Raw genomic sequence first — 26,947 nt, 5'->3', positions numbered from 1 at the left:
ACCTAATAAGTGGGTGACGCCGAAGAGGCGGACCCTCACAGGCCGACGGCATCAAAGTGCCCTAATGGAAGATCATTGAGGTCATCACAGACTAACCGGAGGGTGCAAAATGAAATATACGACGGTCGGGGTGGACCGACTGCCGCGCAGAAGCAACGCATCACGCACTGCGCTCTTGAGGTGGCCATGAGGGCTCTCGATGGAGCCGTTCTCATGGGCAACGCCATGGTTGTTGCGTGTGGGCTGCATGTCGTAGTGGGCGCACAGCGCATCGTAACGCGTGGTCAGATCCTTGCGCGCGTCGGCATCGAGATTGCGGAACGCCGCCGACAAGCCTTGCATCGATTGTTGCCTCTTAATCGGTCGCGTCAGTTAGACTTCATCGGTGACCCGCCTCTCGCAATTCTATCGACGCGAATATTAGATAGTACTGCCACGCGTCTGCGGTAAATTCCTTTATGTCAAGTCGTTGCCAGACTTGTTCTACTTCGCAGCTGTTATGGCTTGGCATCAAGCATCGTCTGACAGGGCGCTCACCGTTCTGGCGCGCTCATTGGTGGCTGCTACCCGCCGGGTGATCTCAAGAAACGCCCGCGCGGAACTCGTGACGTAGGCGTCGCGGCGCTGGACGACGAACGCGACGCGATCGAGTAGGTCATCCCCGAGCGCTGTGGAGACGGCTCCCAGCATCATCTGTAGTCTATCGAAGGTATTCATATAGACAGCATTCTCTTGCTCAGGCTCTCCGTGGCCAAGGTATTTTCCTTTGCCTTGCCGAACCTTATGGCGTCAGTCAAAGCGAGCAGTTCATATAAGACCGGGTCGGCGCGTACTGCAAAAGGCACTGACTTATGCAACGGCTCAATGCTCAGGCCGGTCGAAAGCCCCTGTGCATCTTCCCATACCTACTCATGTTCACCGGCGGTCAGCATCTTTCCCTTCAGTACCGGAGCACCGAAAGCGGTCGGGACTCCCCTTGCAAGTCGTCCCTCTTTAGCCGGAAATACATATTTCACGCCGTGAACAATGAATTCGAGCAGCTGCTTAGGCGCAGGGCGCGGCTGCGGCTGCGAACTTTTCAGCGACACCGATAGGTCCGCTAGTGAGTCCCCGTTTAACGGCCGCGTTGCACTCCGACGCGCTCAGCCGTAGCGTCTGTGATAGATCAGCATACGTCCACCGCAATTGGCCATTGTCGGCGAAGAAGCGAGTGGCCATCGATTCTCTTGGCGGTCGGCTTCCTCCCACTGCTCTTCCCAGCCCCTCCACGTCGACACCGGAATTTTCTCATTTGCCTTTGCTTTGCTCTGGAGCGCGAGGCTGGTGAGCTTCAAAGCAACCAAAATATCTTGACTTTTTAACATTGCCCGCTTCCTCTGCTTCGCTATTTGCGAATAGCGAATGACCGTAACCCCCCGATTTGCAAAATGTCAACGTTTAGATGAAGAATCTGACGGGAAAGTCTTGCACTCAATGCATCTGCGTCCCAGCCGGCGAAAATCTCCGCCTCCCACGCCTCGCACCCCGACCGCCAAGGCCAGCAGCGCCACCGCCGCGAGCGCGGCTACCATCACGGCGGCAAGCGCTGCTCGTGCCGTCCGACGAAGTGAAAATTCGTACGTTCCGGAAGTCAATGTCTGGACAGCGGCGGCGCTCCGCGAATTCGGCGATCCCATCGAATTTCCGGACGATCCCGTCCAGTCGATGGATGACGTTCACATCGCCCAGTTTGCGGCGCTGCAGCTAAGAACTCTTGCCAAAGGAACACGGGCGCCAGGTCATGATTGCAGCCCATGATTGGGATAAGCTGGCTCGCATCACCTAGACGGTGACGCTCGATCAGGCGATCGATGCCGCGCAGCGATTCGCGGAAGGCTCCCTGAAGGGACGCATCGTGGTCGACGTATGAGCCGCAGCCAGGAGACGCGGCAGTCGTTCAGACTTAACGAGCGGTTGTTGATTCTCGGTCGTACTCAAAGCGAAGCGCAGGTCATGCTCAAGTTTCAGATACTCGACAAATGACGAAGGCAGTGCCCGCGCACCATCAACTCGCCCGGCTCGCCACCTTTCACCGGCTGCCCGTTTTGGTCGGCGACCTTGAGCTCGCGAAACGGTGCCGCGATGCCGCAACTGCCCGATGCCCTCGACGGGATGACGAGCCTCGCTCGCCGCAACGCCGCGCGACGTCCTAGACGAGACCGTACGGCGGCCAAATTCTTTCACCATTGGATATGCAGGCTTCGGTGTTACGAGTCACGTCATGGGTCGACTTTATTCGACGTGGCTCTTCTTAGTCTCCGGCGGCGACATGCCGATTGGTAGTCACGTCAAACGGGCCGCACGTCGACGATAGAAGGCCGGCGAATGATTGCATGATTTATCAGCTAGTGACAGATAAAGCTGACGGTCCCGACGCGTATAGCGGGGACCAATGAATGTGAAACTTTGCCTCGACGGAATGCCATGGAAGCTTGTTCTGTATCAGGTGGCGACTTGGCGTCCTCACGATGGACTCCCGTTGGTTTGACAAGCTCGAATCAAGTCTGAAGGATTGTTAAGCCTTCGAGAAGGGACCGCGTGGCGTCGAGTTCCTCTCGCATGCCGCCGATCAGCCACTCGCCGACTTCCCGCACATGCGTCGGGGGGGCAGCACTACGATATTCAAGAACATAGTGCCGGCCAGTAGCGATACAGTATCTGGATGCTGGAATCACTTTTTTCTGATTTAGGGGAGCCGCAACCGCTTGCAGCCAACCTAGAACAATCCCTTGATCGAGCATTGCACTCTGGACAGAAATTCCCGCGTCGGAACAATGAACAGGCTGTATCAAGGCGGGCTCAGGCAAACCGGTTATTCGAAAAAAATCTGCCCACGTCAACGTGGTCGGATCTAGGTGGATTAGGCTGTGGCCGCGACGAAGGTTCATTTCGCTGAGTGAGCCGAATTCGTCGAAGTATCGCCCGCTGCAGATTGGAATAATCACCTCCGGACAGAAATATCTCGGGCTCGTTTCCGCACCTCGCCCGTGTTTCCGCAGGCCAAGGTCCGCAGCTTCAAGCGGCCCGACCCCCGTTGTCGCGGCGATTTCGAGCCGAAGGCTTACCGAGGGGAACTGCTTGCGAAAATCGGAGTAGCGCGGAAGCAGCCATTGCGATGCGAAGCCGTTCACGACCGACACGGTAACGGTATTGCCGCGAGCGTGTTCGCTGCTCAGATGGTCCAACGTTGCGGCGATTTGGTCGAATCCGGACCCAACAGAGCGCAGCAAAACAATACCTTGATCGGTCAAAGTATTCCCTGATCTCCCGCGCTCGAACAGTTTGAGGCCTAATGAGTCTTCAAGCCGAGCAACCATGCGGCTGACGGCAACCGGGGTAACATTCAATTCACCGGCTGCCTTCGTGAAACTAAGATGACGCGCAGCAGCCTCGAAGACGAAGAGAGCCTGAAGCGATGGAAGCTTGGAGCGCATGGGTTACCTAATCTAGTGCAAACGGTATGGAGGAGCATTACTTGCACCTTCGTGCGCATTGCAAGACTAAAAGTTGTTAAACCAATTCACTTCGTGCTCTGTTGCGACGTCTTCCAATTCTTGTCGCCCGCAGTCTCTGGCAATAATGATGGCTCCGAGTGCCGCTGTCGTAGACGAACGCAGACGCCGAGGTGCAGAAAACGTCGAACCGACGCTTTGCAGCAGAATTCGCACGTCGGGATTTTCTCCCGGAACGATAGCCTTGATGCGCAGCAATCGATCTCCAAGGGCCCCGGCGATATTCTCGAGCCAGTCCAATGCCGCTTCCCATGCGAGGCTTTCGTGGATTTCCGCTCGGAAAACTCGAACGCGCGGATGTAGCAACCGCCGGCGCTCGGACGGCGTGCCATGCGTATCCCCGACGACCACGCCGCCCTTCTCGGGCGCTTCGAATGCCTGACGCGCTCGTACCAAGTCAGAGAATTGGTTGACGACCCGTGCGAAAGGGTTTATCGCGGTGACTGCTTGCAGTGCTTCCTCACGTTTCGCGCTCGAAACGAGGTCAATTTTTGTGAGCACAATGGTGTTGGCCGCAACCAACTGTGCCGCAGCATCGTTGAAGTCGCCGGTAAGCAAGGCCGGGCGACTACAGTCGTACGTGGTCACTAAATGCAGCTTGAGCCGAAGGTCTGCGAGTTCCTGCAACGATGAGACAATCGGGCCCGGGCGGGAGAGACCGCTGCATTCAAGCACTATGCGAGAGAACGGCTTCTTACCGGCAATCTCGCGAGACTGAATCAAGTCTTGAATGGTGGTAGCAAGGTCACTCGTCAGCGAGCAGCAGACACATCCATTGCTGAGCGTTGCCATCGACATACCGCGGGCGGATTCGGAAAGCACCGCGCCGTCTATATTGATTTCTCCGGCTTCGTTCACAATGACGGCGGTATTGGAGGCATCTTCGCTGGCGAACAGGCTCTCCAGCAGTGAGGTCTTCCCGCTGCCGAGCATGCCCGAGACGATTACAAACTGAGACCCGGATTGCATATCAACCTCACTTCCTCGCCTGAGACGTCGTTGAACCGGTCCAAGTACCGGCGACCATCTCCCGAACGTCCGCGAGCAGCTCTTCGACGTCGTACACCATTCCGCCGCGAATGGTCTTCAGCAGACAACGCTTGAATTCCGGCCCGTTCGTTTCTTCGTTCAACCGGACTGCGCCAGTGCCATACAGCAGCTTGAAGTCCGCAAGCGGACTTTGGTCGTGAATCAGAATGTCTGCGCGCTTGCCGACTTCAAGCGTCCCAGCCTCGTTTTCGACACCGAGCAGTTCGGCAGCGTGAGATGTCGCGGCACGCATCACCTCAAGCGCAGAGAAGCCTGCCTCTTGCAGCAATTCGAGCTCACGGACAAACCCGAACCCGTAGACTTGATACATGAAGCCGGAGTCGCTACCGGCACACACACGCCCGCCGCGGTTCTTGTATTCGTTCAGAAAGGTCATGAGGATGCTGAAGCTCTCCTTCCATTCGACCTCATTCTTCACCGACCAGCGGTAGAAGTACGCGCCGTGCCCACCGCGCTGCGGCTGGAAGTATTTCCACGTTGTACTGTCAGTGTACTCGTCATGCCAGTCGGCGCGACGGGCGCGCATAAGGTCACGATTGCTGTCGTATACGTTCATGGTCGGAACGAAAGTGTGTCCCGCTTCCAAGAAGGCCTCGAGGACCTCATTCCACTTCGCGCTACCCGGCCGCGCTGCTTGCAGGAACGTCTGCCCGGCGGTCGCGAACCGCATGTATTCGTCGTTGTAGTTGTAGTCGTCGCCGACCGATTGGAGCGTGCGGCCGTCGAACAGCGCTTCTGGAATGCCATACGCGTGCTCCGTGCTCGTGAGGCCCCAACGAGCGGTACGCAGAGAATTCATGCGCCCAACAGAAAGCTGCGCATGATGACAACACGTCCTCAGTCCAAGCTTCTTGCTTTCGTCCAGTGCGGCTTGCATGATTGCTGGCGGTGCGCCGAAAAACTTCACGCCTCGCGCGCCTTTTGCATGTGCCTTGCGCAGCCACTCCCGACCTTGCTCCGGCGTATAGATGGTCTTCAGGTAGTCATTGACCGCAGGGAAATACACATACGGATAGAGCGTCGGCGCGGCGATTTTGCCTTCGTCGGCGGCCGCGGCCTGCTGCTGCGTCCATGCAAGGCCGTTCATCGTACCGGCTTCACGGACACTCGTTACCCCGTGAGCAAGCCATAGCTTGTAGATGTAGTCCGCGGGCAACATCTCGCCGTTCTCTGCATGGAACGGTGTACCGATGTGTGCGTGGCAGTCGATGAAGCCAGGTGTGACGAACTTCCCGGTGCAGTCAATCTCGTGGTCGCCAGCTTCGGGACGACGCGACGGGTTGATTGGTAACCCTGGAACGCCTACCGCGGCAACAAGGGCGATGCGCCCATCCTCGACGACGATGTCGGCGGGCCCCCAGGGAGGGGCACCCGTGCCATCAATGACCATCGCACCGCGCAGCACGAGCCTGTGAAAAGGCCCGACGCCGCGGTCGCGAGTCGTCGCTGCCTGTACCTGTCCCAATCCCTTCTTGGCAAAGCCAGCGACCATTTCCTCGCCAACTTCAATCTCTGCTGCGGGCGCGTTCATTTCGTCTCCATCTTAGTGTGCCCTCGGCGGGCATTCGAATGCTATTAGAATACTTTCGTGCCAGGCGCGACGTCGCGCTCAGGCTTCAGATAAACCACCGCACCGTCCGCGTTCTCAACGCCGAGCATCAGTACTTCAGACTTGAAGCCGCCGATGCGGCGGCTCCCAAGATTGACTGCACAGACGACCATCTGGCCCACCAGTTCCTCGGCGTGGTAAAGCGCCGTGTACTGGCCGCTCGTCGCCAACTCTCCGAGCTCGCCGAAGTCAATCCAGATTTTGTACGCGGGTTTGCGGGCCTCAGTGTTCAGTTCGATTCGTGCGATACGGCCAGCACGCATGTCGACCATCGAGAACGCTTCGTAAGGGGTAGTCTCGTTCATGTTGTGACTGTTCAAAAAAGTTTGCAATTCAGTGCGTGCGGTCAGTTGCGCTTTGAGAAATCTAAACGCCCGCTGGTCGCCGACGATACTAAGGACTCGATGGTCAGGTACTTTGCGTTCGGGAGTTCGGACGGATGGCTAAACCTGATTACAGGAACAACTGGGCCTTCTACGTCTTCGCTGCATACACGCATTGACGGTGTTGCGTAGTCCAAAACCATCGGACGGAGTCGTCGCCCCGCAAAGAGGGGTTGCTCGCCAGCTAACGCTGCTCCTTCCAACAGGGCTTCTTCGACCTGCTCTGATATCAGGGCAGTCGCAACATCGTCGATGACCGGTCCAATGTCAGTTTCGTCCCCAAGTGGGTCGCCGACCCGAAGGGCGCTCATCTTCTCGACAAGAGCCCGGACAAATGGATCTGCGAGCGAGTCGTGCACATACAGGCAGGAGACGCGCTCCCCGCAAGGCAGCAGTGGTTGCAGAAAAGCGCGGCCGATAATGGCATCGCTGGCTGCCTGAGCATCAGTTCCGGCATCAAGCACAAGAGGGAGGCGCTCACTTGTAGAGATGGTCACTGGCGCCACAGCTTCATCGCACGCACTTGCTACGAAAGCCGCGACGTCACGACTACCGCGAAAGCGGACTTCGGTCACATGAGAACTCATCAGCGCCGCGCGGAACATTCCGATAGCGTCCGTCGAGGGAACAACTGAGAAGAGCGCGTCAAACTCGTTGTAATCCTGCCAAAGCGCTCCGACTGCCTGGGAAGCCAGCGGTGCACGGGATGACGGCTTAAGAACAAGGGCTCGCCCTGAACTCAAGACGGTCGCGGCCTCAGTGACCGTCGAGAACACCGGGTCGCACCAGTTCAGAATGGCGAATGCCGAATGTGCGGAAGTCGAATCGCGAACGAGCGGTAGCTCGGGACACAGCGTGAACGCGTGAAGAGCAGAGACGGCTGCGGAGACCTCTATGCGAGCAAGACGAATTGGCTTGCCCGTCTCGAGACTGACGAGTTTCGCAAGTTCGTCACGATGCGCTTCAATCTTTACCGCCCAGACTCCGAGTCGACGCTGAATGATTTGATTGCTGCGAAGCGTGCGCGCCAGGCGCGCGCCCTCAACAAAGGTCGCTTCTAGGGTGCGGCATTCGATGTCTGGCGCCTGTCCGACAAGCGCTCCATCAAAGGGATTGAAAACGTCAAAACGACGCTCGGCCCTCGGCTTCACCTCCGCCGCGTGAGCAGGTGAACCGAGTTCCAACGCGTCGTTCCGTCCTTCAGACATCGTTTAGGCCGCAGCCTTGGCGGCAGTCACCGCGCGACCGAACATCCCAAGTGCGTCCGATACGTCCTGGTCCGAAACCGTCAGGGGCGACAGGAAGCGGACCACATTGCGTTCAACGCCGCACTTGATGATGAGCAGGCCCTCTTCGCGTGCTGCGTCGAGGATGCGTTGTACGAGAGCGCTGTCCGGGGACTTCGTGCTCGCGTCGGAGACAAACTCGACAGCGACCATCGCGCCGGTTTGACGGATTTCGCCCATTTCCGCGTGCTGAGCCTTCAACCCTTCCAGCCCAGCGCGGAGTTGCTCGCCGATTTTGACGCTGCGCTCGAGCAGGTTTTCTTGTTCGAAGATGTCCAACACGGCATTTGCAGCCGCGCAACCCAACGGGTTGCCGCCGTACGTACCGCCCAATCCGCCGGGTTGCGGCGCGTCGACAATTTCGGGGCGGCCCACAACGCCTGAGATGGGAAGACCGCCTGCGAGACTCTTCGCCACCGTCACGAGGTCAGGCTGGATTCCCGAGTGCTGAAAGCCAAACATCTTCCCGGTGCGGCCAAAGCCCGTCTGGATTTCATCGCAAATCAGAACGATGCCGTGCTTCTTCGTGAGCTCGCGCAGCCCTTGCATGAACTCAGCCGGTGCCGCGAGGAAGCCACCGTCACCCTGTACCGGTTCAAGGATAATTGCCGCGACTCGGTCCGGCTGGATTTGCGTGCTGAAAATGGTCTGGAGAGCCTTCAGTGCATCGTCCGAGCTGATGCCATGGTATGCATTGGGGTACGGAGCATGGTAGACGTCGGGCGCGAACGGTCCGAAGTTCTGCTTGTAGGGTGCGCTCATGCCCGTAAGCGACATGCCAAGGAGCGTGCGGCCATGGAAGCCGCCTCGGAAGGCAATCACGCCAGGGCGATTCGTGTACCCACGCGCAATCTTGATGGCGTTCTCGACTGCCTCGGCGCCGGTCGTCAGAAAGACCGACTTGTAGCCCTGGCCGGGAGCGACCAGTTCCGACAGACGCGCTGCCAAGCGAATGTACGGCTCGTAGCCGACCACCTGGAAGCAGACATGCGAGAAAGATTCTAGCTGCTGCTGCACCGCAGCGACCACCGCCGGGTGGTTATGGCCTACGTTAAGCACGCCGATGCCGCCTACGAAATCGAGGTACTTGCGGCCCTTGTCGTCCCACAGATACGCACCTGCCGCACGACTAGCAACGATGGGGTGAGCCGTCGCGACCCCACGGGCAACGAAGGTTTCGCGCAGCGCCACGGCGCTTCGGTTTTTATCAAGTTCCTTGTTCATCAAATCACCTCCTGAGATGGGACCATCGTAGGAAGCCACAAACCGCGCGAATACCTACGAAAAGTAGGAATTGCGTCGATGGTTTTTGTTTTCTTTGGCCTAGTTCATAGTTCTTGCACTAATCTACAAGCTTCCGTTCCTACCAAACATGGGTAGTTATGTGATTTCTGGCTGAGTTCAATGGGATGCGGCTGGTTCCTGACCGGAACCGAACTGACCATTGAAAGCGCTAAGTACGCATCGGGAGCGGAGATGAACACAGTAAATTTGGCAGGAACCTACGTAGACGAGAAAGCCGCCCGACGGCGGGCGATCGTCGCCACCGTGCTGGGGAACGGCTTCGAGTGGTTTGACTTCATGGTGTACGGCTTTTTCGCCATCACCATCGCAAAGCTGTTCTTCCCGACTGGCAACGACCTCACGTCGCTGATGCTCTCGGTCGCGACGTTTGGCGTCGGCTTCCTTGTTCGCCCCTTTGGCGGCATTCTCATCGGCATCTACTCCGACCGCGCCGGCCGGAAAGCTGCGTTGTCGCTGACGATTCTTCTAATGTGCGCCGGTACGGCAATCATCGGTCTCGCCCCGACGTACTCCCAAATCGGCATGGCAGCCCCCTGCCTGATTGTCTTTGCGCGCCTGCTTCAAGGCTTTTCGGCCGGCGGCGAGATGGGCACGGCGACTGCCTTCCTGACGGAGCACGCACCGAAGGGCAAGAAGGCGTATTACTCCAGCTGGATTCAGACGAGCATCGGTTTCGCCGTGTTGATGGGTGCCTGTTTCGGAACGGGCATCACGCTCGGCCTATCCAGTGCCGACATGGAGAGTTGGGGTTGGCGCATCCCGTTCCTCTCCGGTTTGCTCATCGGGCCTATCGGCTTCTTCATTCGTCGCAACCTGGATGAAACGCCGGTCTTCCTTAAGGCAGAGAAGTCGAAGACGCCGCTGAAGGAGGTTCTCCGCGACTACCCGTGGCAAGCCTTCGCAAGTTTCGCGATGGTCGTGCTCTGGACCGTTTGTATCTACGTGATTCTGTTCTACATGCCGACGTTCTCGGTGAAGGTCCTGAAGCTTCCGCAATCCGCATCGTTTATCGCGGCAATGGTCGGTGGCGGTGTCATCACTGTCTTCTCGCCGTTCACCGGCTGGTACTCGGACAAAGTGGGCCGCAAGTGGCTGCTCGGTGGTGCGTCGGCTGCGATGCTTGTTCTCGCTTGGCCCATGTTTGCGATGATTGTGAAGGCTCCGTCACTCGCGACGCTGTGCGTTTTTCAGGCTGTGTTCGGCGTGCTCATCGCGATTTATACGGGTCCTATCTTGGCCGCTCTGTCGGAAACCTTCCCAACCAAGGTGCTGTCGACTGGACTCTCGGTCGCCTACAATCTGGCCGTCATGACGTTCGGCGGCTTCGCATCACTCATTCTGACGTGGCTCATCAGCACGACAGGTACGGCTATGGCGCCGGCGTTCTACGTCATCTTCGCCGCCGCGTTCAGCTTGCTGGGCGTGCTGTTCGGTTATCGCCAGCCTAAAGAGGTTTAACTGTTGCTGCGGTGTCGCGCTGATACCGTGGCGAAACTTTTCGCCGCCATGAAGCTTGACACCGCAATTCGTGAAACTGTCTTACGTGAAGCAGAAGTCGTCGCGGGGGAGGAAAGCCTCCAACGCGACATCACCTGGGTTCACATGGTCGACCACCCAGATATCGTCAACTGGGTTAAGCCTGGTGAGCTGCTGCTGACCACCGGCTATAACTGGCCGAGCGACACTGAGGCTTCGAGACGACTGGTACGCGACCTGAGTAAAGTCGGGCTGGCGGGGGTTGTGCTGGCAGTTCCTCACTTTCGCGACCACTTCCCTCAAGAAGCCATCGACGAAGCGCGAAGTGTTGGCTTTCCTCTTCTCGAGCTCCCTTGGGCTGTTCAGTTCAGTCAAGTCACGCACGAAATTCTCGCGAAAATAATCAACTTTCAGGCCGAGATTATCGAGCGCTCGGAGCAAATGCACCGTGCTTTGACTAACGCTGCGGTGACAGCGAATAGCCTGGGTGACATCGCAACCACGCTCAAAAAGCTGGTCGGTCGCGAAGTAACATTCACGAACATTTCCGGCGAGCTGCTCGGTACCTCGGCCGCAGAATCTGAAACGCAGGTGCTTGAGGAGCAGTTCCTGAACTCGTTGTCCGATGCACCTATCGATTCCAGCAGTTCCTCGCGGCCCATCCGGGTGAAGTTTGTCATTGCAGGCCGCTCCCTTTATCGGCTCAGGCTGCCAGTTCGACTCCACGACTCGCTCGTTGCAGTGAACTGGCTCGATTTGGACGGCGCGGAGGTCGATGAACTGGACACTCGAGCAATGGAGCATGCGAGTGTGGTCGCCGCACTGCATCTAATGCACCAACAGCAGCTCGCGCAACAGGAAGACCGCCTCGGATACGCGCTCGTAGCCGGGCTGCTCGACGGCGAGTTCACTTCGACGCCGAGCGCGCTCGAACGCGCCCGCGTGTGTGGATGGAGTCAAACGGGCCAATATCGCATCTGCCTTGTGCTGCTCGATGAGCCCATACCCCTGACCACGGAGGGCCTGAATCGTCGTGAGCGCTGGGTAGAGTCACTCAAACGTCAGCTTCGAGCATCAGGACAACCCGAGTTGCTCGCAATATGGCTAAACCAAATTAAGTTCATCCTGCCCGCAGATGCTTCTCCTGAGACGCTGTGGGACGCGGTAAGTGACCAGCGCGCTGCGATGGCAATCAGTCGCGTGCACTCAGGTGTCGACGGGATGGCGACAGGCTCGAAGGACGTTGATGCTCTGCTGCCGACATTGCGCCCCGGAAGACTGCATCGATTCGACGAGATTCTCTTTCCTCGAGCGCTTCTTGGCGACGCGAACGCCCGCGACATGCTCATCGAACGGCTTGTCACGCCACTTGTCTCGCGGCCTCGCGGCGAGTCTCTATTAGAGACGCTGTGCACGCTCGCAGATGAGGGCTTCCAGTTGGTCAACGCGGCACGTTCGTTGGGTATTCACATCAGCACGATGCGCTATCGCCTCGAGCGAATCGAAGAAATTCTCAACGTCACGCTCGAAGACCCCAAGATTCGATTTCAGGTCCAGGTCGCGATGGCGCTGTACCGACTCCGCGAAGATTGACGCCAGCCTTCCTACTTTAAGTAGGAAGACTTCCACTTTGTGTCGCGTTTTAATTTTGGAATGACGCGGGATATTAAGGCAAACGCGCAATTCGCGCGGAGCCGCAGTCTCGCCGCTTTTTCCGGATTGCGCGACCACATGACTTCGAACTCGTCCTCCCCACGCCCCGACCTCAACAAGCTTCTTTCCCTGCAGCGCCGACTGGCTCAGACAAGCGACGCTGAAATCAGGTTTGATGCAGGGTCTCGAGCAGCCTACGCGTCAGAAGCATCGAACTATCGACAGGTGCCCATCGGCGTCGTACTGCCGCGTACAGTCGAAGACGTCGTTTCGGTGATGCGCGCCTGTCACGAGGCCGATGTGCCGGTGCTCACACGTGGTGCGGGCACCTCGATGTGCGGCCAGTCCGTGAACGTCTCGGTCATCGTTGATACATCGCGACACCTGACCCGCATTGAGCAACTCGACGCCGAGCACCGGACCGCTTTGGTTCAGCCAGGCGTCATCTGTGACCAGCTGAAGGCCGCCGCTGCACTCAAAGGTCTCACGTTCGGCCCGGACCCCGCCACGCATAGCCGCTGCACGATTGGTGGCATGGTGGGCAATAACTCCTGCGGCGCGCACTCGGTGATGGCCGGAAAGACTGCCGAGAACATCGAGTCGATGGAAATTCTGACTTATGACGGAGAGCGTTTTTGGGTCGGGCCGACAGACGAGGCGGCATATCAAGAGCACATCGCCGCCGGGGGGCGTCGAGCTGAGATTGTTCGAGCACTTCGCAAGCTCGCCGATCGTCATGCGGATGAGATTCGCATGGGGTTCCCGAAGCTGAAGCGTCGAGTCTCGGGCTACAGCCTCGACCAGCTCTTGCCAGAAAACGGGTTCAACATTGCTCGCGCGCTTGTCGGTTCGGAGGGCACGTGTGTGTCGGTCTTGCGAGCAACGACAACCCTCGTGCGCAATCCGACCGCGCGGGTCGTCACCGTCTTCGGATTTCCGACCATCTTTGACGCAGCCGATTGCGTTCCCCAACTGCTGCCGCTCGAGCCCATTGCGATGGAGGGCTTGGACACAGGCATTGTCGGCGGGCTACGCGAGCGAGGGCTTGCTCTTGCTGACATCGCAGAATTGCCTGACGGCAATGCGTGGCTGATGGTCGAGTTCGGCACGGATACCCTCGAATCCGCGGTGGAGCGTGCGCAAGCTGCCGCAAATCTTGCGGCGTCGTTGCCCGGCTCCCCAAACGCGCGCGTCGTATCAGACGCAGCAATGATGAAGCGACTTTGGTCGATTCGTGAGACTGGTGCGTCGGCTACTTCTATCGGTGATGACCCGTCCAAGCCGGACCCCGTTGTTGGCTGGGAAGACGCGGCAGTCGAACCACGTTTGCTTGGCGCCTATCTTCGCGAATTTGCAGCGTTAGTTGAGCGGTACGGCTACACAACCAATATGTACGGCCACTTCGGCGATGGCTGTATCCATTCGCGCATCAACTTCGACCTGCGCAACAGCCAGGGGATTCACACGTGGCGCGAGTTCCTACAGGAAGCAGCAAAGCTCGTTGTCAAATACGAGGGCTCGCTGTCTGGGGAACATGGAGACGGACAAGCGAAAGGCGAGCTCCTCTCGCTGATGTACTCGCCGGAACTCATGGATGCCTTCCGCGAGTTCAAGACTATCTGGGACCCGAATAACCGGATGAACCCCGGCAAACTCATCAACGCCATGCCTGTCGATGAGAACTTGCGACTGGGGCCGACCTATCGCAGAGTAGAGGTTGCGAGCCACTTCTCGTTCGGAAATCTCCAGACGCCGGACACATTCGCACGCGCGACCGAGCGTTGTATCGGCATGGGTAAATGTCGCTCGCTCGAGGGTGGCACGATGTGCCCGAGCTATCGCGCAACGCGCGAGGAAAAGTACTCCACCCGCGGCCGCAGCCGCCTGCTTTTTGAATTGCTTAAGGGCGAAGTCATCACTGACGGCTGGGACAACAAGGACGTCAAGGACTCGCTCGACAATTGTCTTGCGTGCAAGGGATGCCGCAGCGACTGCCCCACGCATGTTGACTTGGCAAAGTACAAGAGCCACTTCTTGTACCAGCATTATCAGAAGGCGAAACGTCCTTTGATGGACACGATGATTGGACACATCGGCACATGGCTGCCAATCGCGACCCGCATCAGCGGCGTCGTGAACACTGCCATGAAGATGCGTCCTTTCCGCGCCGTGGCAGAAAAATTTGGCTTGGCTTCCCACGTCAAATTTCCCGCCGTAGCGTCCACGGCTTTCAGAAACAGCGACACCTGCAAGCACCTCATACAAGACGCGCGCACGGCAAGTGCCCAGTCAAAGACGGTCCTGCTGTGGACCGACACCTTCAACAACGGATTCTCTCCGGAGGTTCTTGAAGCGTCTGTCAAAGTGCTGGAGTCATATGGCGTCACGGTCCGCCTCATGAGCAAGCAAATTTGCTGCGGGCGTCCGTACTACGACGCCGGCATGCTCGACCACGCCAAGCGCAACCTCGTCGACATCATGGCAGAGCTGAAAGAGGTCATCGCGTTGAAGCTTCCGGTGATTGTCCTGGAGCCGAGTTGCCTCTCAGTATTTCGTGATGAACTGCGCTCGCTCTTTCCGAGCGACGAGAACGCCAACGCGCTGGCTACCTCAGTCAAAACACTGGCCGAGTACCTCGAGGTGCAAGGCTTCGATGTTCCGAAGCTCGACGAAAGCGTCTACGTCCATGGCCACTGCCACCAGAAGGCCTGCGGTGGAGTCCAAGCTGAGTCTCGCCTTGTCGACAAGGCAGCACAGTCCGGGGCGGTCCTGCAGACTGGCTGCTGTGGAATGGCAGGCGCCTTTGGCTATCACACGAAGACGGCAGACGTCGCGCGTTCAGTTGCTGAATCGGAGTTGGCACCAAAAATTCGGCCGCTTGATGAAAACGCCGTTCTCGTGAGTGACGGCTTCAGTTGTCGCTCGCAGATTCGAAACACCACCGGTCGCTCGGCAATTCACCTCGCGCAGTGGCTTGATGGAAGAACCAATAAAAGTCCGGCACAGCGCCAGGTCCAATCGCCCAAACAGGAGGAAACCGTATGAATCGCCGTCACTTTGCAAGCCTTGCCGCAGTCAGCGCTTCGGCGCTGCTCCTCTCTCGCACGAGCAACGCCGCCACGAACATAAACGGTAGCGACCCCTCGGCTACACTCGCTCGCGCCCAAACTGCTATTCGGCAAGCCACCTCGCGCGACGCGGCAATTCAGGCGTGGCTCGAGGTTGTGAAGCCACGACTTCCGTTTCTTCAGGCGACTGCTTTGGTATCGCGTCCGCGCCCCGAGGCACCGAAAGAGCTTGGTGCCGTCCGCCGGATTTACTCCACTGTTCCGAGCGCTTACCCCGTGGGTGGCTGGAAACAGCTTTCGGGTTCTGACTGGGCCCGGAAAGTCCTCGAACACGGAGAGGTTCTTGTCGCAAACAACGACGCGGAACTCGAGCACTACTTTCCCGACCACAAGCTGCTGAAGTCGCTCGGGACTGCAACGCTCGTGAACATTCCCGTGGTCGTCTGCAAGCGAACCGTCGGCGCATTTGCCTTTATGTGCGCAGAGGTTGTCCCTGAAACCGCCATCACCGAAGATATTCGACTGCTGACGGCACTGACCGCTCCTCTGTTTTCAGACGATCTGGTGCCGGCCGCCTGACAGCAGAAGATGCTAAGCGGAGCCTCGGCTCGATCGGGGAAGTCGAAGAATGGCTTCTCCGGGCGAAACCAAATGCTGCAGGCTCCGGATACTCTAAAGATAGGCAGACCCCTATCAAGGATTGTGAAATGTCACTCGCAACGCTCATCGATTCAGACCGCGCACATCTCATCCATCCCGTCGCCAATTACCGCGCACATGAGCAGCGCGGTGTGACGGTCCTGGAACGCGGTAAAGGCGCCTGGTTATATGACGCCCAAGGCAACGAACTGCTTGATGCGTTCGCGGGTCTCTGGTGCGTCAATACAGGGTACGGCCACGAGAGTATCGTAAAGGCCGCAGCAGAGCAGATGGCAAAGCTCCCCTATGCGACGGGATACTTCCACTTCGGCTCGCAACCGGCCATCGAACTGGCCCAACGTCTTGTCGACATCGCACCCAAGAGCCTGCAGCACGTCTACTTTTCGCTTGGTGGGTCCGATGCGGTCGACTCGGCCCTGCGCTTCATCACGCACTATTACAACGCCATCGGTCGGCCGAGTAAAAAGCATTTCATTGCTCTCGAACGTGGCTATCACGGCTCGTCGTCCATCGGTTCTGGCTTGACTGCAATCGCCAGCTTCCATCGCAACTTCGACGTTCCGCTGCCCACACAGCATCACATCCCGTCCCCTTATCTGTATCGCAGCGAGACGCCAGACGATGCTCACGCGCTCATCGCGGAATCGGTCACGTCGCTAGAGGACAGGGTTGCTGAGCTCGGTGCGGAGAATGTTGCTGCTTTCTTCTGCGAGCCAGTCCAAGGCTCAGGGGGCGTCATCGTTCCGCCGAAGGGGTGGCTCAAGGCGATGCGAGATGCATGCAAGCGGCTCGACATTTTGTTCGTCGCCGACGAGGTCATCACGGCCTTCGGCCGAACGGGTCCGATGTTCGCTTGCGAAACCGAAGGTGTTGAACCGGACCTGATGACTATCGCGAAAGGCCTTACGGCTGGATACGCCCCCATGGGTGCAGTGCTCATGTCCGATGCGGTCTATCAAGGCATCGCTGATGGTAGCAAGCCGGGAGAAGCAATCGGCCACGGCCAAACGTACTCGGCGCATCCGGTAAGCGCCGCTATTGGACTTGAAGTTCTCCGGCTGTACACCGAAGGCGGCCTCCTCGCAAATGGCCAAGCTCAGGCACCGAAATTTGCGAGCGGTCTGGACAGTCTTCTTGACCACCCGCTGGTCGGGGACTCGAGACACGCCGGTCTGCTCGGAGCAGTCGAACTGGTCGCAGACAAGACGACGCGGGCCCGATTCGACCCGGCACTTCATCTCGCTGACCGCATTTTTGACGCTGCTGCTCGCAACAAGATTATCTTCCGCGCCTTTGGCGACAACATACTCGGTTTCGCTCCGGCGCTCTGCTACACGGAAGGTGAGGTCGACATGTTGGTTCAGCGCGTCCGTAAGACGCTCGACGACGTTCTCGAAAGCGCCGACGTTCGTCGCGCAGTCAAAGGTTAAGGGCTGCGGCTCATTTGCCGAAGCAACACGAGAAGTATCTATTGAAGGTATCGAGTATGGAACTGAAACTGCAACGCGAAGAACTGCTGCGCCGCCAGAACCTGATTGGTGGCGAATGGACGGACGCGGTGGACAACGCCCGCTATCCGGTGACGAATCCCGCCACGGGCGGGCTCATTGCTGAAGTCGCGAACAGCGGTAAGGCCGACGCCCGTGCTGCTACTGACGCAGCGGCGAAAGCGGCGAAAGACTGGCGTGAGCGTTTGCCCCGAGAACGGGCAGAGATTTTGAAGCGCTGGCACGCTTTAATTGTCGCGAACACTGACGACCTCGCTACGCTCATGTCGCTGGAGCAAGGCAAACCGCTGGCAGAAGCTCGCGGCGAAGTCGCGTACGGGGCGTCGTATGTGGCTTGGTTCGCCGACGAAGCCACGCGCATCTACGGTGACCTCATTCCCCAGCAGCAGCGCGGAAAGCACATGCGCGCCATCAAGGAACCGGTCGGAATCGTTGCCGCCATCACCCCGTGGAACTTCCCGCTGGCAATGATTGCCCGCAAGATTGCTCCCGCGTTGGCTGCAGGCTGCACGGTGGTCGGGAAACCGGCTGAGGACACGCCCCTGACGGCACTGGCGCTTGCAGCACTCGCTCAAGAAGCAGGCGTTCCTGCCGGCGTTCTCAACATGCTTAGCGCGTCGCGCGACCACGGCATCGAAGCAGTTGGTGACTGGCTTGCCGACGACCGCGTGCGCAAAATCACGTTCACTGGTTCGACAGCGGTCGGCAAGTATCTCGCGCGCGAGTCGGCGGGCACGCTGAAAAAGCTTTCGCTCGAACTTGGAGGCAATGCGCCTTTCATCGTGTTCGACGACGCGGACCTTGATGCAGCCGTCGTCGGCTTGATGGCAGCGAAATTCCGCAATGGCGGGCAAACGTGCGTTTGCCCGAATCGCGTCTACGTTCAGTCGGGCGTGTTCGACAAGTTCGCCGAGCTGCTCGCTGCGCGAGTTGGTGCCCTGAAGGTCGCACCTGCGACGGACCCGCAAGCGCAGATTGGTCCCATGATTAACGCAAAGGCAATCGACAAGATTGACCGTCACGTCAACGACGCGGTTTCGAAGGGTGCGACCGTGCTGACTGGCGGCAAGCGTTTGACCGAGATGGGCCCGAATTACTACGCGCCGACAGTCATCGCCCATGCGACCAACGAAATGCTTGTCACCTGTGAAGAAACCTTTGGCCCGGTGGCTCCGCTGTATCGTTTCGAGTCCGAGGAAGAGGCAATTCGCCTGGCCAACGACACGCCGTTCGGACTTGCCGCGTACTTCTACACTCAAGACATGCGCCGTGCCGACCGAGTCTCGCGTCAACTTGAAGCCGGCGTCGTTGGCCTGAACGAGGGCGCGGTCGCGAGCGAGGCAGCGCCTTTCGGGGGCGTTAAGGAATCGGGCTACGGTCGTGAAGGGTCGAAGTACGGTCTCGACGATTACCTGTCCATCAAGTACATCTGTCAGGGCGGTCTCGACTAATATCGTGTCGAGCCCCAGGCCATCGTCTCACAAGGACGATGGCCTTTTTCGTTTCCGCTCAGAAAGCCTGGCGCATGCCGACACGCACGACCACCTGATTGCTTGTGCTCGACGGCGTCACGAAGGCCATCGCGGCCACCGCCTGTTTGCCAGTGGAGTCCGTTCCGATTGCGTGTTCCCACGCGGCGATTGCGTACAGCATGGTTCGCTTCGACAGGTCGTACTCAGCTCCGACGTTCACCTGACTGTACTTGGCGTTCTCTGCTTTCGTATAGTTGTAAGCTGCGCCGACAAGCACATCTGGCTTGATACGGTACGTCGCGTTCGCTTCGATGCTGTTAAACGTCGCAGTGCCTGAGAATGGTGTGGAGTTCGTTGGCACCACATCTTCAAAACGCGTGTTGGTGTAGAGCACACCGATGACTGCGTTGCCAATCGAGTAATTCAGGCCACCCCCGGCGATTTGCAAGGTATGAGCCGAAACATAGCCGCTGAAGGTCGGGTTGGTAATCGGATTGGTGAACGCTGCGCCCGCCTGCGGAGTCGCGGTAGCGTCGTAAAGCGAGGTCGCCGGATTGTTGAGGCGCAACAGCGCGGCTGATGCAGTGACAGGACCGCCCGCATAGGCCAGGCTCAACCCTTCACCACGTCCTTGGGAGAAGTTGCCTGCGACACCGCCAAGGCTGAATAGCGCGCCGAGTTTGAAGCCAGCAAAGTCCGGCGTGTAATATTTGATGGTGTTGCTGACCGAATAGTCGCCCCACACATTATCGACGTCAGCCGCGCGCGTTGTAAGCACCCCACCAAATTTCAGAGACGAAGCCAAAGGCATCAGCGAGTCCGCGATGAGGTCGTACTGGCGACCCAGCCTGAGACTGCCGAACGGGCCGTTCAGCGCGACGTAGGCCTGCCGCCCAAAGAGGCGGCCTCCGTTACCGAGCTTGCCGGTGTTGACATCAAAGCCATTCTCTAGCACCGCGACCGTGTCCAGACCGCCGCCGAGGTCCTCAACCGTCCGAAAGCCCCATTTGCTGCTCCCGCGGCCGCCATTTACCATCTGGTAGTTGTGAGAGCCTGCCTGGTTGTTGGTGAACGAAAAGCTGTCGTCAACAACGCCGTAAAGGGTCACCGAACTCTGAGCGATGCAAGTCGTTGAGCCAACGAGCATTGCGGCACATAGCACTGTCTTCTTCAATTGTCTCCTCCGGACAGTATGGAACATCCGCCCGGCAGCGAGACCGATTGAACTGCGGTCGTTATAGAACTTGATTGCCGGGGCTATCGGAGGTCAGTATTCCTGCAACTATTTTTGGCACCAATCGACGAAAGGTAGGAATCCGGTAGTCCACGTTCGAATGTTTCGTACGACTGTATTTTGCGAGCCCGTCAACGTGCGTAACGAGCTCGGTCGCGGGGGTCTTTAGAAGCCCGGAGTGGAAGCGAGTTACCGGGAGGCGGATATGGTTCGGGGAAGCCGGTGCGGAGAAGTGCTACTTAGTCATCATGGCTGCCAACTCAGAGGCACACCATTTCTGGAATGCGGTCGTAGGTCCGTAGTTCATGTGATAACCGGGGGCAACGACCGCTCGGTGGCTTAGCAGAAACCCGCGTCCGTCGTTACGCTTGAGGTCTTTGTCCACGTCGATTTCGCCAGTAGCGCCGACCTGCCAGAGCAGCTTGGCAGCCCTCAGGCCTGACACCAAAGAGATGTGCGACGTGGTGAAAGCCGAACCAAGCCGCGCGCCCATTTAATTTTCCTCTAATCATCTTGCTGCTGGATGCCGCAGATATACTGGACCGTCGTCATCCTGATTAGCTCCGTTAATCGTCGTCTTCCGAAAGCAGTTTGTCGAGCGGTACTGTCTGCTTGACGAAGGTCGACCGAATGACGATATAGCTGAAGTACTTCTCGATTCCAATATTGCGGTCAACCAGCGTCTCAATGACCTCTTGATAATGGCCGATATTCTTGACGATTGATTTCAGCAGGTAATCGTATCCGCCGCTGACCAGGTGGCATTCGGTTATCTCTTCGAAGTCGCGCAGGTTCGCCTCAAAGCGGGTGAAATCCTCTCGACGATGGTCATGAAGCATGATTTCGGTGAAGACCGTTACCGTGCTGGTCAGCTTTGCCAAGTTCAGATGCGCACCGTATCCGGCGATAATTCCCGCAGCTTCAAGGCGCTTAACACGTTGCAGGCACGGACTTGCTGACAACCCGACCGCGTTAGCGAGATTCGCGTTCGTCATGTTGCCGTTCTTCTGCAGTTCGGCAAGGATTTTGACATCGGTCCGGTCAAGCTTCTGTCGCATATCGTGCGTGTTCGAATCGGCTGTGTGTCAATCGAAGGCAACTATGCCATGCTCGAGCAGGTCCTCATGGTGCGCTTTCACCAACCGCGCCATGCTCGTGAATTTGTAGTCAACAGATGGTTCAACAGAGTACCTCACGTTCGCACCAGCGCCGCGCTGCTCGTAGCGGCGTTGAATCCAGCATGAGCGAAGTTGCAGTTCGCTCGCAGGCTGATGGTCGTGGTATACGCTATCTGCGACGTGAAGTGTATCGTCCCTTCCGATGCCCATCGAGGCAAGGGTCGAGAACAGATATTCGAAGTTGCTTCGCGAAGGCTTGTATGAACCGACGTCTTCAGCCGTCACGATAGCGTCAAAATCAACCGCAAGCTTCTCATTTGTCGCTCTGAAGCTGCGGATATCAACGTTGGAGACGACAACCAGCTTGAAATACTTCTTCAGATACTGCAGCGTACTCGCCGAGTCTGGGAATGCTGGCCAATCTCCCACGGAGGCACCGTAGGCGACCGCTTCCTCCCAACGATAGGGCACGTCCCATTCTTCGGCGATTCGCTTGAACACAATCTGAAGCAAGCGGTCATACGACATGCCAGGCGTGACTTTCTGCTGATACGACTCGTGGCGCGCGTGGGCTTCAAGAATATCATCGCGCGTGAGAGGTTCTGCCGCTCGAGACGCAAGCTCCGACAGGCCCGACGCGATACCTGACTCCCAGTCGATGAGAGTCCCGTAGCAGTCAAATGTGAGTGCCTTGAAATCCGTCAAAGCCACAACGCCCCCTTTGATTCAATCGCCTGCAGAGAAATCTTAACCGGCCAATGGTCTCGTCTGCCTCGCCCGCGAAAAATCGGCTCGCAGCGCCCCGAGGGTGACGAGACTCCATTGTCTTACTTATTCGCCAGTTCTTCCTGGTGCGCCTTCGCGAGGTCCGACATGCTGTTGAAGCGGAAATCGATGTTAGGTTGCGAGCCCGGGTTCATCGTCGCACCGAAGCCCGGCTGCGAATGACGGCGATAAATCCAGCAGGACGCCAAGCCAAATTCGTTCGCAGGCTTGTGGTCATGGAAGAGGCTTTCTGCCGTGTGTAGAATCTTTTCCTTCTTGATGCCACGGTCGCCGAGCTTCTCGAGCATGTAATCGAAGTTGCGCGGCGACGGCTTGTATGAACCCACGTCTTCCGCAGTGATGATGGCGTCGAACTCGACTTTCAGCTTGGCGTTGCTGTGGGTAAAGCTCTCGTTGTCGATGTTCGACAGGATGACGAGCTTGAAATGTTTCTTCAGATATTGCAGTGCTTCGGCGCTGTCTTCGAACGCCGGCCAGTTCTGAACCGAGCGACCATAAGCGACGCATTCTTCGTGCGTGAACGGCAGGCTCCATTCCTCGGCCAGACGCTTGTAGACGATGGGCAGCAGTTCTTGATAGCGCTTCGCCGGCGTGTACTTCTGTTGCGACGACTCGTGACGGGCATGCGCCTCCAGCACCTGGTCTCGCGTGAGCGGCGTCTTCGCCCGGTCCAGCAGGGTCTTTAGACCCTGGAAGATTCCGCTTTCCCAGTCAATCAAAGTGCCGTAGCAGTCGAACGTAAGGGTGTTGAAGTCGGTCAGTTTCACGGGTTACTCCTCTCATGTGTCCAAGTGGAGACCACAGTTTATTGAGCAGTGGCGGCAAGCAGCACTTTAATCGAGGGACCGAGCAGCAGCTTTCACCGTCGCGAGCCGCCGCAGCAGCAGCTTCTGCTGCCTTCGTCTTCCTGCCTCCAGCCCCAAGTGTTTTCGCGTACGACGAAGACCCCCAGGACAGCCAAGAGCATCCCGGCACGGTTGCTTCCGGCTCTCGTTGTCCTCAGCCTGGGCCTTGCCGCATTCCGCCCACCAAAAGTTGCCGAAGTTTTCCTACTTCAAGTGGGAAGACAGCTGAGGATGGATGACGCAGATTCAGTGATTTTGAAGGGGCCAAGATGACTACCATCGGCGTGCTCGTGACCGTTTTGATGTGGAGCACGCTTGCAACGAGCGTGGACCTTCTGCATGGAACACCAACGTTGTTCGTCAACGGCATCGCGCTAACAATCGGCGGAATGATTGGTCTGCCGTGGCTTCGCCATTGGAAAATGCCGCTGACACTACTGCTTGCCGGAAGCGGGTTGACGTTCGCCTATCACGTCATCTACTTTTACGCACTGCAACTCGGGGACCCAATTGGCGTGAGCCTCGTGCACTACCTATGGCCAATCATCATTGTGTGCATGACGGGCTGGGTGGCACCGGCAGAACACAAATCCCGGTTCCCGTATGCGAGCGCGTTGCTCGGCTTCGGAGGAGCCGTCGCCGCTTGCTGGTCGATGCACCAGCCTGTGTCGACGCACGACACGGCGGACTCTACGACGTCGCATGCGTTCGAAGAAATCGCGGCTTACCTTCTCGCGTTACTCTCGGCTCTTGCCTGGGCTGCGTACTCGGTTCTTGGTAAGCGGTTCAAGTCGATTCCCAGCCTATCGGTGGGCGCCTTCTCGCTACCCGCCGGTCTAGCGTGCCTCGCGATGCACTTCCTTACGAACGACTGCCCTAGACTGCCAGCACAGGACTGGCTCGTACTTGTCTACATGGGGCTTGGCCCCATGGGTGCGGCGTTCTATCTGTGGGATTTCGCGATGAAGAAGGGCAACACGGGTCTCACGACGGCGTTAAGCTACGCCACGCCCGTCCTTTCGACAATTTTCCTCGGTCTACATGTCGCTCAGCCATTGCCGCCCACGTTGTGGCTCGGCGTCGCGATGGTCACCGCCTCGGTTGTTATGGCACGTGCTCGGCGCCGTCCGGACCCCATGGCGACAGATGGACGAGCGCACCCGAGCATCAGCGAAGGGTAGCTGCCGCGTGCATTCAACTCCGGGTCGCTACAGTAGCCAAAAAGGCTCTGTGATCGATACAAGCCCTTCCAAAGCAAAAGCAAAGACGTTCTTATCGACGGTGTACTATCAGCGAAGACCACAGTTGGGTGTTCCGAAAAATGCCCAGACAGCGGCAACAAGGTCATGAAAAGGTGAAAGGAGTTGCGACGCATAGGTAACGAAACCTGCACGCCCTTGAAGCGTCATTCTCACAGCTTCGGCGAATAGCGACCGCGTCAATCGCCGACCGACTGACAAGGTGTCGATGTTAAGTCGCGTCTTCCCGCGCAACGCTATCGATTCGGGTTCGATGACGAAAACCGAGCGGCGGCGTATAAAGGGCGCGGTGCTGGGCTATTCTTCGGCTTACATCCTCTGATGCGTACGTTCCCGCCATGGCCCTGTCCCCCTTGCCACCACTCCCCTGTCTTCACGCTTTCGAAGCCAGTGCACGCTACCTGAGTTTCACTAAAGCAGGTCAGGAGCTTCATCTTTCGACATCCGCCATCAGTCGGCAGATTTCTCAGCTCGAAACGTTCCTCGGTCGTCGACTCTTCCTGAGAGAACACAATTCGCTGAGGCTGACGCCCGCCGGAGAAACGTACGCGGTGGACGTTCGCCGCATCTTGGAGCTGTGCACAAGCGCCACGTCAAGCCTCATGGCAAGGGTTGTCAAGTCTCGCCTGACGGTCTCGTGCACGGCCGGCATCTCGACGCTCTGGTTGGCTCCAAGAATCGGTTCGTTTATCGACGCGAACCCGGACGTCGACCTTCGCATCATCGTGCGAGACCATTTCGGCGTAGTGTCCCCGGCCGAGTACGACATTGGAATCTTCCTTCTCCGCAAACCCGACATGCCGGACACTCACACAATAAAGCTGTTCGATGAGAAGGTTTTCCCGGTGTGCTCTCCAACCTACCTTCAAGGTAAAAGGTTGACGCCAGCCGAGCTACTATCGCGCGCGTTGCTAGTGCTCGAGGATGCGGAAAGGAGCTGGATGTCGTGGCACAGCTGGTTCGAGCGCGCAGGGCTGGAACGGCCATCGTTAAGCCAGACCATCATTGTTAACAGCTATCCAGTCATCGTTCAGCTCGCCGCGCAAGGCAGAGGCATCGCACTCGGGTGGAAGGGTGTCATTGACCTACTTCTTGAGAATGGAACCCTCGTGCAGGCATCTGACGCTGAGGCCACCCTGGGCAGTGCGTATTTCCTGACTTGGCCATCGGAACGTGGCCAGAGCTCGGCCGCGCGCCGTTTTCAAGAGTGGGTGTTAGCTAAGGCAGGAGTGATCTGACTCCTTGTCCCCCGGAGTGCTGTTGCGTTTCGCGCAACCGCATTTGCGAAATTAGCGTTATGTGACCAGCACGCCAAAAATTACATTGGGTGCGTGACGTATCGCGAACGCTCATTTCGCCAAACGAATTCGGGGAGGTTTAGATGGCAACCGACGTGTCGAAGCAGCTTTACGTGGGCGAACTGACAGCTCGCTCAGTGACTCGCAAGAAGGCGATTCTTGCAACAGTCATTGGCAGCGGCCTCGAATGGTTTGACTTCTCCGGCTACGCTTTCTTTGCAGCAATCATTGGTAAACTGTTTTTTCCAGCTGGCAACGAGACAACTTCTCTTTTGCTCGCGTTGGCAACCTTCGGTGTTGGCTTCGTCATGCGGCCGCTTGGAGGTATCGCATTTGGTATCTATGCGGACAAGGTAGGTCGCAAGCGTGCGCTTTCGCTTGCCATGCTGGTCATGGCGCTCGGTTCAGCCATCATCGCGTTCGCTCCCACGTACGAAACCATTGGTATCGCCGCCCCATGTCTCATCGTTATTGCGCGAATGCTACAGGGCTTATCCGCGGGCGGCGAGATGGGTGGTGCGACGGCGTTCCTTACTGAGCATGCGCCAGCGAATCGTCGTGCCTTCTATTCCAGCTGGATTCAAACAAGTGTCGGCTTCGCCGTTGTCATCGGCAGCATCACTGGCGCGGTCATCACGTCGAGTATGTCGCCCGAATCGCTGACTTCATGGGGCTGGCGCATTCCGTTCGTTATCGGGATGCTTGTCGCGCCCGTTGGCTACTACATCCGCCTGAGAATCGAAGAAACGCCTGAGTTCGCTTCAGAGAAGCGTCACGCGAGTACGCCATTGCGCGATGTCATTCGGGAATATCCGCGGGGCGTCTTCTCGAGTCTTTTGATGGTCGTCCTCTGGACGGTTTGCACCTACGTCATCTTGTTCTATATTCCGACGTATGTTGTGAAGTACCTTCACATGCCTCAACGTGAAGGTTTCATCTCCGGCATCGTTAGCGGCTCAGTTTTGATGGCGGTGGCGCCCATGTTCGGCGCGCTTTCGGACCGCGTCGGCAAGCGGCCGGTGATCACAGTTGCGGCCCTTCTGATTCTCTTCGCGAGCTATCCGCTGTTTTCTCACCTCATTGCGTCGCCTACCTTCGGTACGCTGCTCACATTTCAGGTCATATTCGGCGTACTCATTGCAGCGTACACCGGCCCTATCTTGGCACTCTTCACTGAGATGTTCCCGAGCCGAGTGCGCACGACGGGGCTATCTCTTGCGTATAACGGCGCCGTTACAATCTTCGGCGGATTTGCATCCTTCATCATTACTTGGCTAGCTCAAGCCACCGGCGATGCTGAGTCCGCTTCTTACTACATCATTTTCGCCGCTGTCCTAAGTTTGTTGGGAACGCGGTTGATGAAGCCATACCAGTCGTGAGGAAAAA

At 57.9% G+C, this 26,947-nt stretch carries 22 protein-coding genes and 1 pseudogene; 9 read left to right on the top strand and 14 right to left on the bottom strand.

All coding sequences use genetic code 11. From position 1 onward, the window contains the following. Positions 1-138: 138 nt before the first annotated feature. From P9220_RS20415 to gabT, 10 genes and pseudogenes are all read right to left on the bottom strand, one after another. Positions 139-333, bottom strand: a pseudogene (locus P9220_RS20415) (IS21 family transposase); the annotation flags it as partial. A gap of 177 nt (positions 334-510) precedes the next feature. Continuing rightward, positions 511-717, bottom strand: coding sequence for a hypothetical protein (locus P9220_RS20410; RefSeq protein ID WP_309767207.1), 207 nt, complete (start codon positions 715-717; stop codon positions 511-513). Between the two features lie 425 nt (positions 718-1,142). After that, positions 1,143-1,364, bottom strand: a complete 222-nt coding sequence (locus P9220_RS20405; protein WP_309767205.1) for a hypothetical protein — start codon at positions 1,362-1,364, stop codon at positions 1,143-1,145. A 639-nt stretch (positions 1,365-2,003) separates the two neighbouring features. Further along, positions 2,004-2,174 (bottom strand): AMP-binding protein, encoded by a 171-nt coding sequence (locus P9220_RS27090; RefSeq protein ID WP_404989563.1) that lies wholly within the window; start codon positions 2,172-2,174, stop codon positions 2,004-2,006. A 363-nt stretch (positions 2,175-2,537) separates the two neighbouring features. Continuing rightward, positions 2,538-3,473, bottom strand: coding sequence for a LysR family transcriptional regulator (locus tag P9220_RS20400; RefSeq protein ID WP_309767203.1), 936 nt, complete (start codon positions 3,471-3,473; stop codon positions 2,538-2,540). Between the two features lie 66 nt (positions 3,474-3,539). Next, on the bottom strand, positions 3,540-4,520 hold the full coding sequence (locus tag P9220_RS20395) for a GTP-binding protein (protein WP_309767201.1): 981 nt from the start codon (positions 4,518-4,520) through the stop codon (positions 3,540-3,542). A gap of 7 nt (positions 4,521-4,527) precedes the next feature. Further along, complete coding sequence (locus tag P9220_RS20390; protein ID WP_309767199.1) at positions 4,528-6,132, bottom strand: amidohydrolase family protein; 1,605 nt, start codon at positions 6,130-6,132, stop codon at positions 4,528-4,530. 44 nt (positions 6,133-6,176) lie between these two features. After that, positions 6,177-6,515: a tRNA-binding protein gene (locus P9220_RS20385; protein ID WP_309767197.1), complete on the bottom strand. Its 339-nt coding sequence runs from the start codon at positions 6,513-6,515 to the stop codon at positions 6,177-6,179. A 41-nt stretch (positions 6,516-6,556) separates the two neighbouring features. Beyond that, a complete protein-coding gene (locus P9220_RS20380) occupies positions 6,557-7,777 on the bottom strand; it encodes an aldehyde dehydrogenase family protein (RefSeq protein ID WP_309767194.1) in 1,221 nt (406 codons plus the stop codon). A 27-nt stretch (positions 7,778-7,804) separates the two neighbouring features. Then, positions 7,805-9,103 (bottom strand): 4-aminobutyrate--2-oxoglutarate transaminase, encoded by a 1,299-nt coding sequence (gene gabT / locus P9220_RS20375; RefSeq protein ID WP_309767192.1) that lies wholly within the window; start codon positions 9,101-9,103, stop codon positions 7,805-7,807. A gap of 252 nt (positions 9,104-9,355) precedes the next feature. On the opposite strand from gabT, the gene P9220_RS20370 reads away from it, so the two are divergent. From P9220_RS20370 to P9220_RS20345, 6 genes are all read left to right on the top strand, one after another. Next, positions 9,356-10,642 carry an MFS transporter gene (locus P9220_RS20370; protein ID WP_309767190.1) on the top strand — a complete coding sequence of 429 codons (1,287 nt, stop codon included), beginning with the start codon at positions 9,356-9,358 and terminating at the stop codon, positions 10,640-10,642. A 27-nt stretch (positions 10,643-10,669) separates the two neighbouring features. Continuing rightward, positions 10,670-12,253 (top strand): PucR family transcriptional regulator ligand-binding domain-containing protein, encoded by a 1,584-nt coding sequence (locus tag P9220_RS20365; RefSeq protein ID WP_309767188.1) that lies wholly within the window; start codon positions 10,670-10,672, stop codon positions 12,251-12,253. Positions 12,254-12,391: 138 nt separating this feature from the next. Continuing rightward, on the top strand, positions 12,392-15,358 hold the full coding sequence (locus P9220_RS20360) for an FAD-binding and (Fe-S)-binding domain-containing protein (protein ID WP_309767186.1): 2,967 nt from the start codon (positions 12,392-12,394) through the stop codon (positions 15,356-15,358). Then, positions 15,355-15,960, top strand: coding sequence for a hypothetical protein (locus P9220_RS20355; RefSeq protein WP_309767184.1), 606 nt, complete (start codon positions 15,355-15,357; stop codon positions 15,958-15,960). The genes P9220_RS20360 and P9220_RS20355 overlap by 4 nt, the downstream gene beginning before the upstream one ends. A gap of 128 nt (positions 15,961-16,088) precedes the next feature. After that, complete coding sequence (locus P9220_RS20350; RefSeq protein ID WP_309767182.1) at positions 16,089-17,471, top strand: aspartate aminotransferase family protein; 1,383 nt, start codon at positions 16,089-16,091, stop codon at positions 17,469-17,471. 56 nt (positions 17,472-17,527) lie between these two features. Continuing rightward, positions 17,528-19,000: an NAD-dependent succinate-semialdehyde dehydrogenase gene (locus P9220_RS20345; RefSeq protein ID WP_309767180.1), complete on the top strand. Its 1,473-nt coding sequence runs from the start codon at positions 17,528-17,530 to the stop codon at positions 18,998-19,000. Between the two features lie 58 nt (positions 19,001-19,058). Here P9220_RS20345 and P9220_RS20340 read toward each other — a convergent pair whose 3' ends face one another. The 4 genes from P9220_RS20340 to P9220_RS20325 all read right to left on the bottom strand — a co-directional run bounded on the left by P9220_RS20340 (position 19,059) and on the right by P9220_RS20325 (position 22,926). Then, a complete protein-coding gene (locus tag P9220_RS20340; RefSeq protein WP_309767178.1) occupies positions 19,059-20,195 on the bottom strand; it encodes a porin in 1,137 nt (378 codons plus the stop codon). A gap of 626 nt (positions 20,196-20,821) precedes the next feature. Beyond that, complete coding sequence (locus P9220_RS20335; RefSeq protein WP_309767175.1) at positions 20,822-21,313, bottom strand: Lrp/AsnC family transcriptional regulator; 492 nt, start codon at positions 21,311-21,313, stop codon at positions 20,822-20,824. A 27-nt stretch (positions 21,314-21,340) separates the two neighbouring features. Further along, complete coding sequence (locus tag P9220_RS20330; protein ID WP_309767173.1) at positions 21,341-22,084, bottom strand: haloacid dehalogenase type II; 744 nt, start codon at positions 22,082-22,084, stop codon at positions 21,341-21,343. Between the two features lie 116 nt (positions 22,085-22,200). Beyond that, on the bottom strand, positions 22,201-22,926 hold the full coding sequence (locus P9220_RS20325; RefSeq protein ID WP_309767171.1) for a haloacid dehalogenase type II: 726 nt from the start codon (positions 22,924-22,926) through the stop codon (positions 22,201-22,203). 347 nt (positions 22,927-23,273) lie between these two features. On the opposite strand from P9220_RS20325, the gene P9220_RS20320 reads away from it, so the two are divergent. The 3 genes from P9220_RS20320 to P9220_RS20310 all read left to right on the top strand — a co-directional run bounded on the left by P9220_RS20320 (position 23,274) and on the right by P9220_RS20310 (position 26,940). After that, a complete protein-coding gene (locus P9220_RS20320; protein ID WP_309767170.1) occupies positions 23,274-24,185 on the top strand; it encodes an EamA family transporter in 912 nt (303 codons plus the stop codon). A gap of 416 nt (positions 24,186-24,601) precedes the next feature. Next, positions 24,602-25,501, top strand: a complete 900-nt coding sequence (locus tag P9220_RS20315) for a LysR substrate-binding domain-containing protein (RefSeq protein ID WP_309767169.1) — start codon at positions 24,602-24,604, stop codon at positions 25,499-25,501. Positions 25,502-25,644: 143 nt separating this feature from the next. Further along, the gene (locus tag P9220_RS20310; RefSeq protein WP_309767167.1) at positions 25,645-26,940 is read left to right on the top strand and encodes an MFS transporter; all 1,296 of its coding nucleotides are present in this window, start codon (positions 25,645-25,647) and stop codon (positions 26,938-26,940) included. The last annotated feature ends 7 nt before the right edge of the window (positions 26,941-26,947 follow it).

The organism is Caballeronia sp. LZ016 (assembly GCF_031450805.1).
Classification (GTDB): Bacteria; Pseudomonadota; Gammaproteobacteria; order Burkholderiales; family Burkholderiaceae; genus Caballeronia.
Note: the sequence above shows the minus strand (reverse complement) of the source record. Positions and strands in the feature narration are given on the sequence as shown.

Excerpts from the sequence above, each read along its gene's own strand:
- P9220_RS20405 (WP_309767205.1), bottom strand. The coding sequence starts at position 1,364 with ATGTTAAAAAGTCAAGATATTTTGGTTGCTTTGAAGCTCACCAGCCTC.
- P9220_RS20370 (WP_309767190.1), top strand. The coding sequence starts at position 9,356 with ATGAACACAGTAAATTTGGCAGGAACCTACGTAGACGAGAAAGCCGCC.
- gabT (WP_309767192.1), bottom strand. The coding sequence starts at position 9,103 with ATGAACAAGGAACTTGATAAAAACCGAAGCGCCGTGGCGCTGCGCGAA.
- P9220_RS20360 (WP_309767186.1), top strand. The coding sequence starts at position 12,392 with ATGACTTCGAACTCGTCCTCCCCACGCCCCGACCTCAACAAGCTTCTT.
- P9220_RS20320 (WP_309767170.1), top strand. The coding sequence starts at position 23,274 with ATGACTACCATCGGCGTGCTCGTGACCGTTTTGATGTGGAGCACGCTT.
- P9220_RS20335 (WP_309767175.1), bottom strand. The coding sequence starts at position 21,313 with ATGCGACAGAAGCTTGACCGGACCGATGTCAAAATCCTTGCCGAACTG.
- P9220_RS20385 (WP_309767197.1), bottom strand. The coding sequence starts at position 6,515 with ATGAACGAGACTACCCCTTACGAAGCGTTCTCGATGGTCGACATGCGT.
- P9220_RS20315 (WP_309767169.1), top strand. The coding sequence starts at position 24,602 with ATGGCCCTGTCCCCCTTGCCACCACTCCCCTGTCTTCACGCTTTCGAA.
- P9220_RS20390 (WP_309767199.1), bottom strand. The coding sequence starts at position 6,132 with ATGAACGCGCCCGCAGCAGAGATTGAAGTTGGCGAGGAAATGGTCGCT.
- P9220_RS20310 (WP_309767167.1), top strand. The coding sequence starts at position 25,645 with ATGGCAACCGACGTGTCGAAGCAGCTTTACGTGGGCGAACTGACAGCT.
- P9220_RS20350 (WP_309767182.1), top strand. The coding sequence starts at position 16,089 with ATGTCACTCGCAACGCTCATCGATTCAGACCGCGCACATCTCATCCAT.
- P9220_RS20400 (WP_309767203.1), bottom strand. The coding sequence starts at position 3,473 with ATGCGCTCCAAGCTTCCATCGCTTCAGGCTCTCTTCGTCTTCGAGGCT.
- P9220_RS20345 (WP_309767180.1), top strand. The coding sequence starts at position 17,528 with ATGGAACTGAAACTGCAACGCGAAGAACTGCTGCGCCGCCAGAACCTG.
- P9220_RS20410 (WP_309767207.1), bottom strand. The coding sequence starts at position 717 with ATGAATACCTTCGATAGACTACAGATGATGCTGGGAGCCGTCTCCACA.
- P9220_RS20355 (WP_309767184.1), top strand. The coding sequence starts at position 15,355 with ATGAATCGCCGTCACTTTGCAAGCCTTGCCGCAGTCAGCGCTTCGGCG.
- P9220_RS20395 (WP_309767201.1), bottom strand. The coding sequence starts at position 4,520 with ATGCAATCCGGGTCTCAGTTTGTAATCGTCTCGGGCATGCTCGGCAGC.